This is a genomic window from Streptomyces sp. NPDC088400, assembly GCF_044753355.1.
In the GTDB taxonomy this organism is placed as follows: domain Bacteria; phylum Actinomycetota; class Actinomycetes; order Streptomycetales; family Streptomycetaceae; genus Streptomyces.
In genome coordinates, this window is the sequence record NZ_JBIVMZ010000010.1 from 21,665 (window position 1) to 39,565 (window position 17,901).

A 17,901-nucleotide genomic window follows, 5' to 3' on the forward strand; every position below is an offset into this window, starting at 1 on the left:
CGATTGCCGGCCAGTGGTCGCGGGGGCAGCCGTCTACGCGAGGCCCAGCTTCGTCTCCCGCACCCGCTCGATCGCCTCCTTGTCCCCCTCCAGCTGTACATCCGCCACGCTCTGCCGTCCGAACGCGAAGAGAATCAGCTCACCAGGCTCCCCGGTGACCGTCACCACCGGCGTACCGCGGTGGGCCACCGCCGTCTGGCCGTCCGGGCGGCGCAGCACCAGGCCCACCGGCGACTTCCGCCCCATCATCCGGCCGCCCTTCTCCAGCCGTGCCCACAGCGTGTCCGAGAAGACACGGTCCAGCTCCCGGGGCGTCCAGTCCGGCTGGGCCCGCCGGACGTCCTCGGTGTGGACGTAGAACTCGACGGTGTTCGCCACCTCGTCGAGCTGCTTGATGCCGTACGGGGACATCCGGGGCGGTCCCGTACGGATCAGCTGGATCAGCTCCTCGTACGGCTTCGCGAGGTACTCGGCGGTCACCCGCTCCAGCCGGTTCCTGAGCGCGGCCAGCAGCATGCCGCCGGCCGCGTCCGGGCGGCGCTCGCGCACCACCACATGGGCCGCGAGGTCGCGGGTCAGCCAGCCTTCGCAGAGCGTCGGCGCATCGGGGCCCGTCGCCTCCAACAGGTCGGCGAGCAGAAGTCGTTCACGCTTGGCATGGGTCGACATGTGCGCAAGCGTACGGCGGCCCGGCCCCGTCCGCCCAGTGGACATCCCACACGGGCCGCCGCGCGGACGCGGCACAATGGCCGTATGAGCAGCACGACCGCGGGCACCGGCGGACTCGATCCCGCCATCGCCGACCGCCTCAAGCGCAGCGCCGACGGGCTCGTCCCGGCGATCGCCCAGCAGTACGACACCGGTGAGGTGCTGATGCTCGGCTGGATGGATGACGAGGCCCTGCACCGCACCCTGACCACCGGCCGCGGCACCTACTGGTCCCGCAGCCGCCAGGAGTACTGGGTCAAGGGCGACACCTCGGGCCATGTCCAGCACGTCAAGTCCGTGGCCCTGGACTGCGACGGCGACACCGTCCTCGTCCAGGTCGACCAGGTCGGCGCCGCCTGCCACACCGGCGCGCGCACCTGCTTCGAGGCCGACGTACTACCGCTCGGGTGAGCGGGCCGCACAAGCCCGACGACGAGTGATGAGCAACGAGTGACGAGTGCCGAGCAACGAGTAGGGTCAGCGCCCATGGATCTCGAGACCTTCCGCAAGCTGGCGGTGGACCGCCGTGTCATCCCCGTCAGCAGGCGGCTCCTCGCGGACGGCGACACCCCGGTCGGCCTGTACCGCAAGCTCGCCGCCGAGCGCCCCGGCACGTTCCTCCTGGAGTCCGCGGAGAACGGGCGCTCCTGGTCCCGCTACTCCTTCATCGGCGTACGGTCGGCCGCCACGCTCACCGAACGCGACGGCCGCACCCACTGGCTCGGCACCCCGCCCGTCGGCGTCCCCGTCGACGGCGACCCGCTGGCCGCCCTGCGCGCCACCGTCGAGACCCTGCACACCCCCCGCGACCTGTCCTCCGGCATGCCGCCCTTCACCGGCGGCATGGTCGGCTACCTCGGATACGACATCGTCCGGCGGCTGGAGAAGATCGGTGACCACGCGCGGGACGATCTGCGCATCCCCGAGCTGACCATGCTGCTCACCTCGGACCTCGCCGTACTCGACCACTGGGACGGCACGGTCCTGCTGATCGCCAACGCGATCAACCACAACGACCTCGACACCGGGGTGGACGACGCGTACGCGGACGCCGTCGCCCGCCTCGACGCCATGGCCGCCGACCTCGCCGAGCCGGTCCACACCGCGCCCACCTCGCTGCCCGCCTCCGAGGTGCCGGAGTACACGGAGCGCTGGGGCGGCGCCGCCTACCAGGACGTCGTCGAGGACATCAAGGAGCGGATCAGGGCGGGCGAGGCCTTCCAGGTCGTGCCCTCGCAGCGCTTCGAGACCCCCGTCACCGCGAGCGCGCTGGACGTCTACCGGGTGCTGCGGGCCACCAACCCGAGCCCGTACATGTACCTCTTCCGCTTCGACGGTTTCGATGTCGTCGGCTCCAGCCCGGAGGCGCTGGTCAAGGTCGAGGACGGGCACGCGATGGTGCACCCCATCGCCGGTACCCGGCCGCGCGGCGCGACCCCGCAGGAGGACCAGGCCCTCGCCGACGAGCTCCTCGCCGACCCCAAGGAGCGCGCCGAGCATCTGATGCTGGTCGACCTCGGCCGCAACGACCTGGGGCGGGTCTGCGAGCCCGGCAGCGTCGAGGTCGTGGACTTCATGTCCGTCGAGCGGTACTCGCACGTCATGCACATCGTGTCCACGGTCACCGGACAGGTCGGCGAGGGCCGCAGCGCCTTCGACGTGCTGACCGCCTGCTTCCCGGCGGGCACCCTCTCCGGGGCGCCGAAGCCGCGCGCCATGCAGATCATCGACGAGCTGGAGCCCACCCGGCGCGGGCTGTACGGCGGCTGCGTCGGCTACCTCGACTTCGCGGGGGACTCCGACACCGCCATCGCCATCCGCACGGCGCTGCTGCGCGACGGTACGGCGTACGTCCAGGCGGGAGCGGGCGTCGTCGCCGACTCCGACCCGGTCTCCGAGGACACCGAGTGCCGCAACAAGGCGGCCGCGGTGCTCCGCGCCGTACACACGGCGAACCGGCTGAACGGCGGCTGATCTCCCGTTCGCAGGGCTGATCCACGGTTTCCGGGCTGCCGCCGCGAACACCCTGCCGAAGAGACGGCCCGGATCCCGGACCCCCGGGCCCCGGGTCGCGCGGGGCGGTGAGGGATAGTGGGGTGCGTGAGTGCCGTACCCGTATCCCAGCCCCGTACCGCCACCCCGGCGACCGACGCCCCGAGCAGCCGCCGCAGCCTCGCTGTGGCGCTGTTGCTCGGCGCCGTCGGCGCGGCGGTCGTGCTGATCGCCTCCGGCCAGGTCTGGGCCGAGGGCAGCGCGGCCGTCGGGGGCGGTTCCGTACCGCTCGACGCCGACGGCCGTGATGTCACCGGCGTTCCCGCCGCCCTCGCCGTGGTCGGCCTCGCGGCGCTCGTCGCCGTCTTCGCCGTCCGCAGGGCGGGGCGGCTGCTCGTCTCCGTACTGCTCACGCTCAGCGGCGCGGGCGCGACCGCCGCCGCGTTCCTCGGGGCGTCGGACAGCACGGCCCTGGACGAGAAGGCCGCCAAGACCACCGGCGACACCGCCGCCACCATCGACGCGCTGAGCCACACCGGGTGGCCGTACGTGACCGCCGCCGGCAGCGTGCTGATCCTGCTCGCCGGGCTGCTCGCGCTCCGGTACGGGAGGCAGTGGCCCGCGATGTCCGGCCGGTACGAGCGCGACGGCGCCGCCGCGTCCGGTGACTCCGGGGAGCACGGCGGGGTACGGGCGCGCGCCGCCCGCCGGGCACCCGTCGTGGACCCGGACCGTCCCGAGGACGTGTGGAAGGCGCTGGACCGGGGCGAGGACCCGACGCGCGACGGCTGACCGGAGGGGCGGGGCGCGTGGAGTGACCGCCGGGTGACCGAGGGCCGCACGGACCCGGCGGCTACCCCGACCCCCCGGATCTGTGCCGTACGCCCATGCGGGACAATGTCGGTTGAGCGTCCGACTCACACAGCGCTCGAATCACGCAGCGCTACAGCAACGAGGAGCAACTCATGGCGGGCAGCAGCCACGGACACACCCCGGCGGCCTGGACCGGTGTCACCATCTCCTTCATCGGCTTCTGCATCTCGGGAGTCTGCATGGTGGCGGCGAACTCGCTCGGGTTCTGGGGCGGCCTGGTCATCGCCGTGCTCGGCGGTGTCGTCGGCATGGTGATGAAGGCCGCCGGTCTCGGCATGCCCAAGGAGTCCGAGGAGATCGCGCGCGCCAGGGCCGAGATCGGGAGGGCCAAGTCCCAGGGTGAGTCCGGGACCGCGGAGGTCCACGCGCAGTCCAAGGCCCAGACGCAGACCCAGGCCGTCTGAGACTCCGGGACCGTCCGACCGGGCCGGCCGCCCCGCACGGGCACCAGCAGCCGGCCGAGGGCAGTCCGGCGAGAGCTCCGGACCGGGCTGCGTCGTCCGGCAGGAGCAGTGACAATCACCGGGTGGACGCCATGACAATCCCCGCCGCGCCCGATCCGGGTGCGGGTCCGACGAGTTCCGCGGACTCCATGCGCCCGGTCGGTCCGGTGGGCCCCGCCGGTCCCGTCGGCCCCGGGCGGCCCGTCCCGCCACCGGCCTCGCTCGCCCGCCGGCTCCTCCCGCCGCTCGCCACCCTCGCCGGGGTCGCCGCCGCCTTCACGTACGTGGGGCTGGTCGACCCGAACGAAACCGGCCACTACCCCGTCTGCCCGCTGTACGGCCTCACCGGCCTCTACTGCCCAGCCTGCGGCGGTCTGCGCAGCGCCCACGCCGTCGCGCACGGCGACCTGGCCGGAGCCCTCGGGGCCAACGCGCCGGCCGTCGTCGGATACGCGGTCTTCGCCGTGCTGTGGACGGTCTGGATCGTGCGGGCCGGGAAGGGGCTCCCCGTACGGATCGGCCTCAGGCCCGTCTGGTGGTGGGCGCTCGGCGGAGTGATCCTGGCTTTCACGGTGATCAGAAATCTGCCCTTCGGCTCGTCGCTCGCACCGTGAAGCACCTGGTGGTGGCATGCTCGCTCAACCGGATGCAGGTCCTTCGGCCACTTCCGGATAGCATCGATATGGCTGATCCTGGTCCAACGGCCGACGTGATCACCATCCGTACGTGATACGGCCCGCGTCCGACAGGACCGGGGCCGCATCGACATCACCGTCCCGGAAGGGGGCCCCTCGCGTGAGTGTGCTCGACGAGATCATCGAAGGCGTCCGCGCCGACCTCGCAGAGCGGCAGGCGCGTGTCGGCCTCGACGAGCTCAAGCAGCGCGCGGGCAGGGCACCCCAGGCCAAGGACGGTGTCGCCGCGCTGGGCGCCGAGGGCGTCCAGGTGATCTGCGAGGTCAAGCGCTCCAGCCCGTCGAAGGGCGCGCTCGCCGCGATCGCCGATCCGGCCGGGCTCGCCGCCGACTACGAGGCGGGCGGCGCCGCCGCCATCTCCGTACTGACGGAGGAGCGGCGGTTCGGCGGTTCGCTCGCCGACCTGGAGGCCGTACGGGCCAAGGTCGACATCCCGGTCCTGCGCAAGGACTTCATCGTCACCTCGTACCAGCTGTGGGAGGCGCGCGCCTACGGCGCCGACCTGGTGCTGCTGATCGTCGCCGCGCTGGAGCAGCCGGCGCTGGTCTCGCTGATCGAGCGGGCCGAGTCGATCGGGCTCACCCCGATCGTCGAGGTGCACGACGAGGACGAAGTCGAGCGGGCCGTCGACGCCGGAGCGAAGATCATCGGTGTGAACGCGCGCGACCTGAAGACCCTGAAGGTCGACCGGGCCACGTTCGAGCGCGTGGCGCCCGAGATCCCGGCCGGCATCGTGAAGATCGCCGAGTCCGGGGTGCGCGGGCCGCACGACCTGATCGCCTATGCCAACGCCGGGGCCGACGCGGTGCTCGTCGGCGAGTCGCTGGTCACCGGGCGCGACCCGAAGTCCGCGGTGGCCGACCTCGTCGCGGCGGGCGCCCACCCGGCGCTGCGCCACGGGCGGGACTGACCCCCACCATGTCCACAGCCGTCGTTCTCCGTGTGCCGGGCGCCCGGCACTGCCCGGGCGGGGTGCCGGCGCGCGTGCCGCACGCTCCGCTGGCGCGGGGGTGCCGGCCGCGTGGCTGCCGGGCACCGGCCCGGCGGGTGCACGGGCGGCGGGTGCGGTACGTGATCGGGGACGAGCCCGGTCAGGTCAACGGAATGCGATGGCGCGCGTAACCGCGTCGTAGGTGTTTTTTCGCGGTGCCCGCGCGGTGCCGTTCCCGGACAGACACACGGGGGCGGTTCCGGTGCGTGGCGCCCCGCGAGGACACGCCCGCGTGACCCGGTTCCCGGACCGCTCAGCGGTGATCGGTACGCGGCCTCTCCGCGTGGTCACCGTCCTTCGGCGCTCCCTGTCCGGAGACTGGTCACCTTAGGAGCGCACTGAAGACCTATGCCGGGCTCCCGGCGCCCCGCACGCCCATCTGCCGCGTTGGCCGAATCCCCGGACAGGACACCACTGTCCGGGCATCCGTCCGCCTCGCAGCTGGACGCACGGGACGCCGCTCGCTGATCCGGCCAAGACCTTCAGCACACTCCAGGCCCGCCCTCCCGCGTCCGTGGCACGGCCGCAGGGCGTCGCCGGCGGCGCAACAGCCCGTTCCTGTCCGTTGGTTTCCCTTGGTTTTCTTGAGGAGTCGTTCTTCGATGTCCGAGTTTTTCATTCCTGACCCCGAGGGTCTCGTCCCCGGCGCCACGGGGTACTTCGGCGCCTACGGCGGCAAGTTCATCCCCGAGGCGCTCGTCGCCGCGGTCGACGAGGTCGCCGTCGAGTACGAGAAGGCCAAGTCCGATCCGGAGTTCTCCGCCGAGCTGGACGACCTCCTGGTCAACTACACCGGCCGGCCCAGCTCGCTGACCGAGGTCCCGCGGTTCGCCGAACACGCCGGTGGCGCCCGGGTGTTCCTCAAGAGGGAAGACCTGAACCACACCGGATCGCACAAGATCAACAATGTGCTGGGTCAGGCGCTGCTGACGAAGCGGATGGGCAAGACCCGCGTCATCGCCGAGACCGGCGCCGGCCAGCACGGGGTCGCCACCGCCACGGCGTGCGCGCTGTTCGGGCTCGAATGCACCATCTACATGGGCGAGATCGACACCGAGCGCCAGGCCCTCAACGTGGCCCGGATGCGCATGCTCGGCGCCGAGGTCATCGCCGTGAAGTCCGGCAGCCGGACGCTGAAGGACGCCATCAACGAGGCGTTCCGCGACTGGGTCGCCAATGTGGACCGTACGCACTACCTGTTCGGGACCGTCGCAGGACCGCACCCCTTCCCGGCGATGGTGCGGGACTTCCACCGGGTCATCGGCGTCGAGGCCAGGCGGCAGATCCTGGAGCGCGCCGGGCGGCTGCCCGACGCGGCCGTCGCGTGTGTCGGGGGCGGGTCCAACGCGATCGGGCTCTTCCACGCGTTCATCCCCGACGAGGGCGTACGGCTGGTGGGCTGCGAGCCCGCCGGACACGGGATCGAGAGCGGTGAGCACGCGGCCACCCTGACCGCCGGCGAGCCCGGGATCCTGCACGGATCGCGGTCCTACGTGCTCCAGGACGAGGAAGGCCAGATCACCGAGCCGTACTCGATCTCGGCGGGCCTGGACTACCCGGGCATCGGCCCCGAGCACGCGTACCTCAAGGACAGCGGGCGCGGCGAGTACCGGGCGGTCACCGACGACGCCGCGATGCAGGCGCTGCTGCTGCTCTCCCGTACCGAGGGCATCATCCCGGCCATCGAGAGCGCGCACGCGCTGGCCGGGACGCTGGAGCTGGGGCAGGAGCTCGGTGAGGACGGGCTGATCGTCGTCAATCTCTCCGGGCGCGGCGACAAGGACATGGACACGGCCGCCCGCTACTTCGGGCTGTACGACGGCGAGGGCACGAAGTGAGCGGGAACATTCAGCTGCTGAGCGACACCCTGGCCGCCGCGAAGGCGGAGAACCGGGCCGCGCTGATCGCCTATCTGCCGGCCGGATTTCCCACCGTGGACGGGGGGATCGAGGCCGTGAAGGCCGTCTTCGACGGTGGCGCGGACATCGTCGAGGTCGGGCTGCCGCACAGCGACCCGGTGCTCGACGGGCCCGTCATCCAGAGCGCCGACGACATCGCGCTGCGGGGCGGGGTGAAGATCGCCGACGTGATGCGTACGGTCCGCGAGGCGCACGAGGCAACCGGCAAGCCCGTCCTGGTGATGACGTACTGGAACCCGATCGACCGGTACGGCATCGAGCGCTTCACCACCGAACTGGCGGAGGCGGGCGGCGCCGGGTGCATCCTGCCCGACCTGCCCGTCGAGGAGTCCGTGGAGTGGCGCGAGCACGCCGAGAAGAACGGTCTGGCGACGGTCTTCGTGGTGGCTCCGAGCAGCAGGGACGAACGGCTGGCGAAGATCACGGCGGCGGGCAGCGGCTTCGTCTACGCGGCCTCGCTGATGGGCGTCACGGGTACCCGTACGTCGGTGGGCCTGGAAGCCCAGGAACTGGTGCGCCGCACGCGCGCCACCACCGAGCTGCCGGTCTGCGTCGGGCTCGGCGTGTCCAACGCCGAGCAGGCGGCCGAGGTCGCCGGATTCTCCGACGGCGTGATCGTCGGCTCGGCCTTCGTGAAGCGGATGCTGGAGGCGCCCGACGCCGCGGCGGGAGTCGCCGCCGTGCGCGCGCTGGCGGGTGAGCTGGCCGAAGGCGTTCGCAAGCGCTGACGGGTGAGCCGGCCGGGCGCGTTCGCAAGCGCTGACGGGTCGGCTCACACGTATGGGTGGACCTGGGACCGGGGAGGTGCGTACGCGCCTCCCCGGTTCGTTGCTGTGGGCGTGAGCGAGAAGAACCGTGAGGTAAACAGGAGCGCGAGAGAGCGGCTCCAGCAGGAACGTGAAGCGGACAAGGTCCGCGACAAGCGCAGGCGCACCCTGGTCGTGTCGGCCGCGGTGGCCGGTGTCCTCGGCCTGGTCGGCGTCGTCGGCCTGGTCGCGGCGAACGTCGGCAAGGACAAGGGCGGCGCCGCGGGCGCGGCGGGGCCGGCGAGCGCGCCGTCGGGGGGGAGCGGCAAGGACGGCCTGGCGATCACCGTGGGAGCGAAGGACGCGCCGTCCACGCTCGCGGTGTGGGAGGACTTCCGCTGCCCGGCCTGCGCCCAGTTCGAGAACGCCTACCGGAGCACGATCCACCAGCTGGAGAAGGCAGGGGCGCTCAAGGTCGAGTACCACCTCGCCACGCTCATCGACGGCAACATGGGCGGCAGCGGCTCCCTGCGCGCCGCCAATGCGGCGGCCTGCGCCCAGGACGCCGGAAAGTTCGCCCCGTACCACGACGTGCTGTACGCGAACCAGCCGGCGGAGACCGATGACGCCTTCGCCAAGAACAGCCATCTCCTGATGCTGGCGGGCAAGGTCGACGGGCTGGAGTCGGCGCCCGGTTTCCGTGGCTGTGTGGACGACGGCACGCACGACGACTGGGTGAACAGGTCCGCCGAGGCCTTCCGGACGGGCGGATTCTCCGGGACGCCGACCGTGCGGCTCAACGGCGAGGCGGTCTTCCCGAAGAAGGGCAGCGAGAACATCACGCCCGGCAACCTGAAAAAGTGGGTAGCCGAGGCCAACAAGAGCGGGAAGACGGCGACGGCCACGCCCTCGGACGGCTCCGTTCCGGCCTCGGAGCCCGCTCCGGGGACGCCCGGGGGGACGCCTCCGGCCTGATCCCGACAGGGAGAAGTTGCCGGGTGGGTTGCGGTGGGTCCCGCCCGGCAATGTAGCGTCGGTGCTGCCATGGACCTTGCCTACATTCCCAGCCCGGCTACCGGAGTGCTCCATCTTGGACCGCTCCCGCTGCGCGGCTACGCGTTCTGCATCATCATCGGTGTCTTCGTCGCTGTCTGGTTCGGCGGCAAGCGCTGGGTCGCCCGGGGCGGCAATGTCGGCACAGTGGCCGACATCGCGGTCTGGGCCGTGCCCTTCGGCCTTGTCGGCGGGCGTCTCTACCATGTGATCACCGACTACCAGCTGTACTTCAGCGAGGGTGAGAACTGGGTCGACGCCTTCAAGATCTGGCAGGGCGGCCTCGGTATCTGGGGCGCGATCGCGCTGGGCGCGGTCGGCGCCTGGATCGGCTGCCGCCGCCGCGGAATCCCGCTCCCGGCGTACGCGGACGCCATCGCACCCGGGATCGCTCTCGCCCAGGCCATCGGCCGCTGGGGCAACTGGTTCAACCAGGAGCTGTACGGCAGGCCGACGGACCTGCCCTGGGCGCTGAAGATCAGCGCGGGGCCGAACCGGGAGGCCGGTCTCTACCACCCGACGTTCCTGTACGAGTCGCTGTGGTGCGTGGGCGTCGCGCTGCTGGTCGTCTGGGCCGACCGCCGCTTCAAGCTGGGACACGGCCGTGTGTTCGCGCTCTATGTCGCGGCGTACTGCGTGGGCCGGGCCTGGATCGAGTACATGCGGGTCGACGAGGCGCACCACATCCTGGGCCTGCGGCTGAACGTCTGGACGGCGGCGCTGGTCTTCCTGCTGGCGGTCACGTACCTCATCATCTCGGCGCGGGTACGCCCCGGGCGCGAGGAGATCGTGGAGCCGGAGCTGGGGTCGGACGCGGCCGACACGTCCAAGGGCACGTCCAAGGACACCTCCAAGGACGAGGACACCGACACCGCTGCGGACAAGGGCACGGCTGAGGCCGCGAAGCCGGACGCGGAAACAAAGCCGGATTCGGGGTCGGAGTCCGGATCGGACTCGGCGGAGAAGCCGAAGGACGCGGACAAGACCGCCAAGCCCGGCCCGGCCGATGGCGTTGCGGCGGGCGCCGAGGCGACCGAGAAGAGCTGACGGGTACGGAGCGTGACGGGTGCGGAGCGCGTACCCACCGCCTCAACGATCGCCGGACGGGCCGAGGGCCTGTCCGGCGATCGGCATATGAGGAGCGGTCGGAAGCGGGACGAACTCGGTGTCCCGCCCCGGCCTACCCCCGGGCGGCCAGTGTGAGCGTGCGCCGTGCCGCCGCGACGATCGCCGCGTCCACGAACCGGCCGTCCGCCAGTGCCAGTGCCCCCTCGTCCCCGTTGGCCGCCTCGATGACCTCCTCGGCCTCCTCGACCTCCCGCGGAGTGGGCCGGTACGCCCGCTCGATGACCGGGAGCTGCCGCGGGTGGATCGCCGCCCGGCCCAGCAGGCCCAGCGCGCGGCCGTGGACACAGGACGCGGCCAGCCCGTCCAGGTCCCGGATGTCGGGGAACACCGACTGCGCCGGTGGCGCCAGGCCCGCCGCGCGGGCCGCGACCACGACCCGGCTGCGCGCCCAGTCGAGGCCGGAGTCGTGCCGTACGCCCAGGTCGGCGCGGAGATCCGCCTCGCCCAGGGCGATGCCACGGACCGCGTGGTGGGCGGTGGCGATGGTGTGGGCGTGTTCCACGGCGAGGGCCGATTCGAGCAGGGCGTACAGCGCGATGTCGGGGGCGCGCACCGCGACGCGGTGGATGTCGGACGCGTGGGTGACCTTCGCCAGCCGGAGTCCGGACAGCCCCGGCAGGGCGGCCAGCGCGGCGACGTCCCGCTCGTCCGCGACCCGTACATGGACCGGGACCGGATGCGGCGCGGCCAGGAACTCGGTGGTGGCGGCGCGCGCGTACTCCTTGCGGTCCGGCGCCACCGCGTCCTCCAGGTCCACGATCACCACATCCGCGCCGCACGACAGCGCCTTCGTCATGACCTCCGGGCGGTCGCCGGGGACGTACAGCCAGGTCAGAGGCGTGTTCACAGGGCGCCGTCCTCGCGGAGCGCGGAGATCTCGGACGTGCAGAGACCCAGCTCGGCCAGGACCGTACCGGTGTCCGCGCCGTGGGGACGGCCCGCCCAGCGGATGGCGCCCGGGGTCTCCGAGAGACGGAAGAGGACGTTCTGCATTCTGAGCGGGCCCAGCTCGGGGTCGGGGACCTCGGTGACGGTGTCCAGCGCCCGGAACTGCGGGTCCGCCATCACGTCACGGATGTCGTAGACCGGCGCGATCGCCGCCTCGGCCTTCTCGAACGCGGCCATGGCCTCGTCGCGGGTGTGGCGGGCCATCCAGTCCCCGACCGCCTCGTCCAGGACGTCCGCGTGCTCCGCGCGGCCGCTGCCGGTGGCGAACCACGGTTCGCCGGTCAGTTCGGGGCGGCCCACCAGCAGCATCACGCGCTCGGCGATCGACTGGGCGGAGGTGGAGACCGCCAGCCAGGAGCCGTCGGCGGTGCGGTACGTGTTGCGGGGCGCGTTGTTGCGGGAGCGGTTGCCCGTACGGGGCTGGACGTAGCCGAGCTGGTCGTACCAGAGCGGCTGCGGGCCGAGGACGGTCAGGATCGGCTCGATGATCGCCAGGTCGACCACCTGGCCCCGCCCCGTCGCGGCCCGCCCGTGCAGGGCGGTCATCACCGCGTACGCCGTGGCCAGCGCGGCGATCGAGTCGGCCAGGCCGAAGGGCGGCAGCGTGGGCGGCCCGTCGGGTTCGCCCGTGACGGCCGCGAAACCGCTCATCGCCTCGGCGAGCGTGCCGAATCCCGGACGGTGGGCGTACGGTCCGAACTGGCCGAAGCCGGTGACCCGGGCCAGGACGAGCCGGGGGTTGGCGGCGGAGAGCTCGTCCCAGCCGAGGCCCCAGCGCTCCAGGGTGCCGGGCCGGAAGTTCTCGATGATCACATCGGTTTCGGCGGCGAGCCGCAGAAGCAGGTCCCGGCCGCCCGGTGCGGACAGATCGAGGGTGATGGTGCGCTTGTTGCGGCCGAGCAGCTTCCACCACAGGCCCACCCCGTCCTTGGACGGGCCGTGTCCGCGCGACGGGTCGGGGCGGGTGGGGTGCTCGACCTTGATCACATCGGCGCCGAAGTCCCCGAGCAGGGTGGCGGCCAGCGGGCCCGCGAAGAGCGTCGCCAGGTCGAGGACGCGCAGGCCGGACAGGGGCGGGGCCGAGTGGGGGGAATCGGTGTGGGTGGGAGCCTGCGCGGTCATGTGGCCTCGATCTCGCTGCGGTACGGCATGGAGGTGGACGCCCCGTGGCGCTGGACGCAGAGCGCGGCTGCCGCCGAGGCCCAGCGCATGGCCTCGGGCATCGGGCGGCCCTCGCCGAGCGCGACGACGAGAGCGCCCACGAAGGTGTCGCCCGCGCCGGTGGTGTCCACGGCGGTGACCTGTGGCGCGGGCACGGTGACGGGATCCGCGTCCCGGGCCGCGTACAGACTGCCCTTGGCGCCGAGGGTGATCACGACCTCGGGGACCTGCCGCAGCAGGGCCTGAGCCGCCGCGTGCGGGTCGGCGACTCCGCTGATGACGGCCGCCTCGTGCTCGTTGGGGACCAGCAGATCGATGGTGGCGAGCAGCCCGGGAGGCAGCGGCTGGGCGGGTGCCGGGGTGAGGACGGTCCGTACGGAATGGCGGTGGGCCGCAGCCGCCCCGGACAGGACGGCGCTCAGGGGGAGTTCGAGCTGGAGGAGCAGGGTTCCGGCGGTGGCGATGAGGGTCTCGTCGCCGGGTCCGAGTTCGGTGACGGTGCCGTTCGCGCCGGGGATCACGACGATCGCGTTGCCGCCCTCGTCGTCGACGACGACATGGGCGGTGCCCGAGGGCCCCTCGACGGTACGCAGGAGATCGGTGTCGACCCCGGACGCTTCGAGCGTGTGCCGGAGCCGTTCGCCGAACTCGTCGGCGCCGACCGCGCCGATCATCGCCACCTCACCGCCCGCGTGGGCGGCGGCGACGGCCTGGTTGGCGCCCTTGCCGCCGGGGACCGTACGGAACTCACGCCCCATGACGGTCTCCCCGAGTCCGGGGGCGCGCGCGGCATACGTGACCAGGTCCATGTTGGTGCTGCCGAGCACCACGATGCCGGTCATGGGAGGGGCGTCTCCCTGGAGGTGAGTGTCCGGGCCATGGCCGGGGCCGACGGCGGGGGCAGGGTGGCGATCCGGGTCAGCTCGGCGAGCACGTCGAAGCCGACGCCGTCGAAACCGCCCACGGACGTGGCGAGCCGGTTCTTCAGCGGGGACGTCCAGTGCTCGGACAGCCGGGCCGGATGGCCGGCCAGCAGCCCGGCCACCGAACCGGCCGTCGCGCCGTTCGAGTCGGTGTCCCAACCGCCCGACACAGCACGGCAGATGGAGCCGTCGAAGTCACCGTAGGCATGTGTGAGGGCGGCGGCGACCAGCGCCGCGTTGGGCACGGCGTGCACCCAGTGGTAGTGGCCGAGAGCGGAGTGGAGCACGTCCACCACCGACTCGAAGTCCTCGTGAGCGCGGGCGGACTCGATGCCGAGACGCACGGCCTCGGCGAGCCGGGACCGTGGCGGTACGACGGCGAGGCCGGCCCGCAGGCAGGCGTGTACGTCCGTGTACTCCGTGTGCTCCGCGTTCCGGCCCGCCGCCGCGATGGTGGCCGCGACGAACATCGCGCCGTACACCCCGTTGGCGGTGTGGGTGAGTGTCGCGTCCCGGTGCGCCTGCGCGGCGGCGGCGCCGGGGTCGCCGGGATGCGTCCACCCGTGTACGTCCGCCCGGATCATCGCCCCGATCCACTCGCGGAACGGGTTACGGAACCGGGCGGTGTCCGGCGGCTCGATCCCGCAGAGCAGGTTGCGGTACGCGACGCGCTCCGCCGTGAACGTACGGCCGGCGGGCAGTTCGTCCAGCCAGAGCCGGGCCACCTGGGCGGTGGTGAAGTCCCGGCCGTGGCGCTGGAGAAGGAGCAGATTGAGTAGGGGGTAGTTGAGGTCGTCGTCCTCGGGCATCCCGTCGATGTTCTCGGCGAGCGAGGTCGGGGCGGAACGCCGGTTCCACGGATACGCGGCGGCCAGTTCGGCGGGCAGTCCCTCGGCGGTGAACCAGGTGTGCAGCGGCCAGTTGCCGGTGGCGCGGGCGAGGGCCCGGATGCCCTGGAGGGGAATCCTCTCGACGGGTTTGCCGAGCAGACAGCCGGCGGCCCGGCCCAGCCACGCGGCGTGCAGCTGGGGGAGGGTGAGGACGGCCGGTGTGTCACGGGCGCGTGCCGGTGTGTCGGTCGGGCCGTCCGGCCAGGCCGGGCACGCGGCCTTGATGGCGGGCAGATCCGTCGGCTCCCACTGCGTCAACACCGACGGAATCACGGCCAGTTCGGTCAGCAGTTCCTCCGCCCGGTCGCGCAGTCGCGCGGGTGCCGGGCCCGGGGAGACGCCCGAGCGGGCCGGGGCCGGATGACCGCCCGCCGCGTACCAGCGGTGGGCGATCCGCGTCGCGTCGCGGCCGTCCTCCGCGGCCTGGCGCAGCTCATGGCCGATCAGGTCCTCGGGCTGTACCCAGGTGACACGGAGGCCGGTCATCGCGCGTCCGTGAGGTGACGAGCAGTCATGTGAGCAGACATCAGATGAGGTTCCGTCAGGTAGGTGAAGGCCGTTTCGTGGGCGCGGCGCCGTTCCGTGTCGCGGGTGAACACCTCGTACGCGACCTGCGTCAACTCCCGTGCGGGGGCGTGCAGATCGAGGCGACTCGCCTCGGCCACGCGGTCCGACCACTCCACGGGCACCGCGCTCTCGCCGCCCAGCGCCCCCGCGAGCGCGCCGCTCATCGTGGCGATCGAGTCGCAGTCCCGGCCGTAGTTGACCGAACCGAGCACCGTACGGCGGTAGTCACCCCCTCCGATCAGCAACATGCCCAGTGCGATGGGGAGTTCCTCGATCGCGTGCAGCCGGGAGGGGCGGCGGGCGCCCAGCGACGGGGACCGATAGGTCGGGCCGACCGTGTCGAAGGGCGCGATCGCGTCGCGCAGGCCACGCTGCGCGGACTCCGGCTCGCGGTGCCGGGCCGCGACGTCGCACACCGCCTCGATCGCGGCGCGCGTGCCGTCCTTCGCGAGGGCGAGACACGTTTCGACGACCGAGGCGGGCGTGGCGTCCGGGGTGCAGGCGGCCGCGACCGCCGCCGCGAACACTCCGGCCGCCTCCCGCCCGTACGAGGACTGGTGCGCGCCCGCCACATCGATCGCCTCGGCGTACGCGGCGGCCGGATGCGCCGCGTTGACCAGGCCGACCGGTGCCATGTACATCGCCGCACCGCAGTTGACGATGTTTCCGGTGCCCGCCTCGCGCGGGTCGACGTGTCCGTAGTGCAGCCGGGCGACCATCCACTTCTCGGCGAGGAAGATCCGCTGGAGGGGCAGCGCCTCGGCCTCCAGCTCAGGGATCCAGCGCGGCGTGGAGATCAGGTCGGGGACGAGATGATCCGCGACCGCGTAGGCGTCGAGGTGGTCGCGGACGGTTCCGTACACCCTGATCAGCGCATGCGTCATCAAGGTGTCGTCGGTGACGTGCCCGTCGCCCTTGTGGTACGGGGCGAGGGGGCGGGCGGTACGCCAGTCCTCGTTCCACGGCCCGACGACGCCGGACACCCGGCCGCCGTGCCGTTCCACGATCTGCTCGGCGGAGTACCCCTCGACCGGACCGCCGAGCGCGTCACCGACGGCCGCGCCGATCAGGCAGCCGGCGATCCGGTCAGCGAGTGTGAGCGCCGTCGTGGGAGCGGCCGAGGTCCGGGGACCGGCGGACGTGGGGGGCGGGTCCGAGGCCGGTGTCGGACCGATGGCCGGACCGGTCGAGGCCGGTGGCTGAGCCGGTGTCGGTGGCGTGCCGAGTGTCGTCATGTCGGAATTGTCCACCCGGAGCGGTCAGTTCCGTGGCTGTCAGCAGCCCGGCGAGTTCCACCAGATCCGTCCCGGCGAGCCGGGGGAGCGCACAGCCCGCCAGGGTGCGGCAGGCGTCCCGCCAGGCGGTGGGCACGGCGTCGCCACCGCCGAGCGCGCCGGTCAGCGCGCCGGCCAGGGCGGGCGCGGAGTCGGCGACCCGGGAGAGGCACGCGGCGGCGGGCACCGCCCCGGTGACGCTGCCCCGGGCCGCGAGGGCCAGGGCGAGGGCGACCGGGACGGTCTCGGCGGCGGCGATGCCGTAGCTGTAGACGTGGTCGACGATCTGATGCTCCAGCAGCGGTACGAGGGCGAACGCGCCGGCCGGTTCGTCGGTGAAGTCCCTGGCCAGCTTGAGGGCATGGCGGGCGTTGCGGCCGATCTCCGTGGCCGCGGGGAGCTGGGCGAGAGCGGCGTCCACGGCGGCCTCGGTGTCCGCGCCGCCGAGCGCGGTGGCGACGGCGGCGGCCATGGCGCGGGCGCCGTGCACCCCGTCGCCGTCCTGGGTGTACCGGGCGTCGAACTCGGCGAGTTCGGCGGCGGCCGACGGGTCGCCCGGGTGGACGACGGCGAGGACGACGGCCCGTACGCACCCCGCGTCGTCGAAGTAGTGCGGGTTGTCATGGCCGGTGGCGGGCGGGCGCAGCCCGGTGGCGAGATTGCCGAGCCCCGCGCGTACGGAGATCCGGGCCCGCAGGGGCAGGACGGCCGACTCGACCTCCGGTGCGCGTGCGGCGGCCGCGGCGATCTCGTCGGCGAGCGCGTTCCAGGCGAGGTCGACGGCCGCGCGCAGCCGGCGGTCGGCGGTGAGCCCGTGGAAGGGCTCGCCTGCGGCCGCGAGTACGGACTCGGCGGTGAAGGCGGCCCACTCGGCGTCGTCGGAGGGGCCGAGCTTGAGCGGCTCGGGCGGCTGGTTGAGCGCGATGGGGACAGGGAGGGTGGTGGTCGCGTTCTGTTCGGCGAAGGTGTCCAGCTCCCGGGTGAGCCGCCGGGTCCACTCGGGCATCCGCGCCGCCCGGTGCCGCGCGGCGGGCCACCCTGCGGCGTCCCCGGAGGCGAGCCCGAGGAGCAGTCCCTCGATACGGCGCAGGGGCTCGTGGGTGGGGACGTGGGTGGGGATGCCTTCGTCGGCCGACGCGCGGGGCGTGTCTGTGCCGGTGCCCACTCGGTACGGAACCCGCTGCCCGCCGCTCGCGGGGCGGCTCGCGCCCGTGCCGGGTGCGGGCAGTGTGCCGGCCGACGCCGGAGCCCGGGACGCACCGGCCGCCGCCGACGGGGACCGGGGGCCGGTGGTCGAGGTGCCAGAGGGGCGGGCAGGGGCGCCCGGGGTTTCGGAGATGCCAGGGGTGCCCGGGGTGCCCGGGGTGAAGAGGCCGGCCCGGGTGGGGGGCGTGCCCTCTCCACAGGGAGGCGGCACGGTGCTTTCGGGTACGGCGCGTACCGGTCCGGCCGCCCGGACCTGCGGTGCGTGTGCGGTGTGCGGTGTATGCGGTGTCAGTCGTGTGTCCACCGCATGTGGTGTCTGTGGTGTCTGTGGTGCCTGCTGTGTCTGCGGTGTGTTGTGTGACTGCGCTGCCTGGCGGGGCTCGT

General features: G+C 72.8%; 17 protein-coding genes and 1 pseudogene. 11 read left to right on the plus strand and 7 right to left on the minus strand.

The genetic code is table 11. The features are described from left to right. Positions 1-33 precede the first annotated feature (33 nt). The gene (locus ACIQD6_RS24250) at positions 34-669 is read right to left on the minus strand and encodes a TIGR03085 family metal-binding protein (RefSeq protein WP_401885638.1); all 636 of its coding nucleotides are present in this window, start codon (positions 667-669) and stop codon (positions 34-36) included. Positions 670-753: 84 nt separating this feature from the next. Between ACIQD6_RS24250 and hisI the strand changes: the two genes are divergently transcribed. The 11 genes and pseudogenes from hisI to lgt all read left to right on the plus strand — a co-directional run. After that, positions 754-1,119, plus strand: a complete 366-nt coding sequence (gene hisI / locus ACIQD6_RS24255) for a phosphoribosyl-AMP cyclohydrolase (RefSeq protein ID WP_401885640.1) — start codon at positions 754-756, stop codon at positions 1,117-1,119. Positions 1,120-1,194: 75 nt separating this feature from the next. Continuing rightward, a complete protein-coding gene (locus ACIQD6_RS24260) occupies positions 1,195-2,682 on the plus strand; it encodes an anthranilate synthase component I (protein ID WP_401885643.1) in 1,488 nt (495 codons plus the stop codon). 117 nt (positions 2,683-2,799) lie between these two features. Then, entirely contained in the window at positions 2,800-3,492 is a 693-nt protein-coding gene (locus ACIQD6_RS24265) for a TIGR02234 family membrane protein (RefSeq protein ID WP_401885644.1), read from the plus strand. A 173-nt stretch (positions 3,493-3,665) separates the two neighbouring features. After that, entirely contained in the window at positions 3,666-3,977 is a 312-nt protein-coding gene (locus tag ACIQD6_RS24270) for an HGxxPAAW family protein (RefSeq protein ID WP_401885647.1), read from the plus strand. A gap of 131 nt (positions 3,978-4,108) precedes the next feature. Then, on the plus strand, positions 4,109-4,630 hold the full coding sequence (locus ACIQD6_RS24275; RefSeq protein ID WP_401886169.1) for a DUF2752 domain-containing protein: 522 nt from the start codon (positions 4,109-4,111) through the stop codon (positions 4,628-4,630). 181 nt (positions 4,631-4,811) lie between these two features. Next, positions 4,812-5,621, plus strand: coding sequence for an indole-3-glycerol phosphate synthase TrpC (trpC, locus tag ACIQD6_RS24280; RefSeq protein WP_401885650.1), 810 nt, complete (start codon positions 4,812-4,814; stop codon positions 5,619-5,621). Between the two features lie 8 nt (positions 5,622-5,629). Next, positions 5,630-5,833 carry a tryptophan biosynthesis modulator TrpM gene (gene trpM, locus ACIQD6_RS24285; protein ID WP_401885653.1) on the plus strand — a complete coding sequence of 68 codons (204 nt, stop codon included), beginning with the start codon at positions 5,630-5,632 and terminating at the stop codon, positions 5,831-5,833. Positions 5,834-6,304: 471 nt separating this feature from the next. Further along, a complete protein-coding gene (gene trpB, locus ACIQD6_RS24290; RefSeq protein ID WP_401885654.1) occupies positions 6,305-7,540 on the plus strand; it encodes a tryptophan synthase subunit beta in 1,236 nt (411 codons plus the stop codon). After that, positions 7,537-8,349 (plus strand): tryptophan synthase subunit alpha, encoded by an 813-nt coding sequence (gene trpA, locus ACIQD6_RS24295; protein WP_401885656.1) that lies wholly within the window; start codon positions 7,537-7,539, stop codon positions 8,347-8,349. The genes trpB and trpA overlap by 4 nt, the downstream gene beginning before the upstream one ends. Before the next feature lie 111 nt (positions 8,350-8,460). Continuing rightward, positions 8,461-9,342, plus strand: a complete 882-nt coding sequence (locus tag ACIQD6_RS24300) for a DsbA family protein (RefSeq protein ID WP_401885659.1) — start codon at positions 8,461-8,463, stop codon at positions 9,340-9,342. Positions 9,343-9,411: 69 nt separating this feature from the next. Next, a pseudogene (lgt, locus tag ACIQD6_RS24305) lies at positions 9,412-10,222 on the plus strand (prolipoprotein diacylglyceryl transferase); the annotation flags it as partial. A gap of 378 nt (positions 10,223-10,600) precedes the next feature. Here the strand turns inward: lgt and ACIQD6_RS24310 are convergent. From ACIQD6_RS24310 to ACIQD6_RS24335, 6 genes are read right to left on the minus strand one after another with little or no spacing between them, the layout of a single operon-like run. After that, positions 10,601-11,395: an HpcH/HpaI aldolase/citrate lyase family protein gene (locus tag ACIQD6_RS24310; RefSeq protein WP_401885661.1), complete on the minus strand. Its 795-nt coding sequence runs from the start codon at positions 11,393-11,395 to the stop codon at positions 10,601-10,603. Continuing rightward, on the minus strand, positions 11,392-12,618 hold the full coding sequence (locus ACIQD6_RS24315; protein WP_401885663.1) for a CaiB/BaiF CoA transferase family protein: 1,227 nt from the start codon (positions 12,616-12,618) through the stop codon (positions 11,392-11,394). The genes ACIQD6_RS24310 and ACIQD6_RS24315 overlap by 4 nt, the downstream gene beginning before the upstream one ends. Further along, entirely contained in the window at positions 12,615-13,499 is an 885-nt protein-coding gene (gene rbsK, locus ACIQD6_RS24320; RefSeq protein ID WP_401885664.1) for a ribokinase, read from the minus strand. The genes ACIQD6_RS24315 and rbsK overlap by 4 nt, the downstream gene beginning before the upstream one ends. Beyond that, positions 13,496-14,956, minus strand: coding sequence for an ADP-ribosylglycohydrolase family protein (locus tag ACIQD6_RS24325; RefSeq protein WP_401885665.1), 1,461 nt, complete (start codon positions 14,954-14,956; stop codon positions 13,496-13,498). Before ACIQD6_RS24325 ends, rbsK begins: the two co-directional genes overlap by 4 nt. Beyond that, a complete protein-coding gene (locus ACIQD6_RS24330) occupies positions 14,953-16,212 on the minus strand; it encodes an ADP-ribosylglycohydrolase family protein (protein ID WP_401886172.1) in 1,260 nt (419 codons plus the stop codon). Before ACIQD6_RS24330 ends, ACIQD6_RS24325 begins: the two co-directional genes overlap by 4 nt. After that, positions 16,124-17,728 carry an ADP-ribosylglycohydrolase family protein gene (locus tag ACIQD6_RS24335; protein ID WP_401886175.1) on the minus strand — a complete coding sequence of 535 codons (1,605 nt, stop codon included), beginning with the start codon at positions 17,726-17,728 and terminating at the stop codon, positions 16,124-16,126. Before ACIQD6_RS24335 ends, ACIQD6_RS24330 begins: the two co-directional genes overlap by 89 nt. Between the last annotated feature and the right edge of the window lie 173 nt (positions 17,729-17,901).

Excerpts from the sequence above, each read along its gene's own strand:
- ACIQD6_RS24250 (WP_401885638.1), bottom strand. The coding sequence starts at position 669 with ATGTCGACCCATGCCAAGCGTGAACGACTTCTGCTCGCCGACCTGTTG.
- hisI (WP_401885640.1), top strand. The coding sequence starts at position 754 with ATGAGCAGCACGACCGCGGGCACCGGCGGACTCGATCCCGCCATCGCC.
- ACIQD6_RS24260 (WP_401885643.1), top strand. The coding sequence starts at position 1,195 with ATGGATCTCGAGACCTTCCGCAAGCTGGCGGTGGACCGCCGTGTCATC.
- ACIQD6_RS24270 (WP_401885647.1), top strand. The coding sequence starts at position 3,666 with ATGGCGGGCAGCAGCCACGGACACACCCCGGCGGCCTGGACCGGTGTC.
- ACIQD6_RS24275 (WP_401886169.1), top strand. The coding sequence starts at position 4,109 with ATGACAATCCCCGCCGCGCCCGATCCGGGTGCGGGTCCGACGAGTTCC.
- trpM (WP_401885653.1), top strand. The coding sequence starts at position 5,630 with ATGTCCACAGCCGTCGTTCTCCGTGTGCCGGGCGCCCGGCACTGCCCG.
- trpB (WP_401885654.1), top strand. The coding sequence starts at position 6,305 with ATGTCCGAGTTTTTCATTCCTGACCCCGAGGGTCTCGTCCCCGGCGCC.
- ACIQD6_RS24315 (WP_401885663.1), bottom strand. The coding sequence starts at position 12,618 with ATGACCGCGCAGGCTCCCACCCACACCGATTCCCCCCACTCGGCCCCG.
- rbsK (WP_401885664.1), bottom strand. The coding sequence starts at position 13,499 with ATGACCGGCATCGTGGTGCTCGGCAGCACCAACATGGACCTGGTCACG.
- ACIQD6_RS24325 (WP_401885665.1), bottom strand. The coding sequence starts at position 14,956 with ATGACCGGCCTCCGTGTCACCTGGGTACAGCCCGAGGACCTGATCGGC.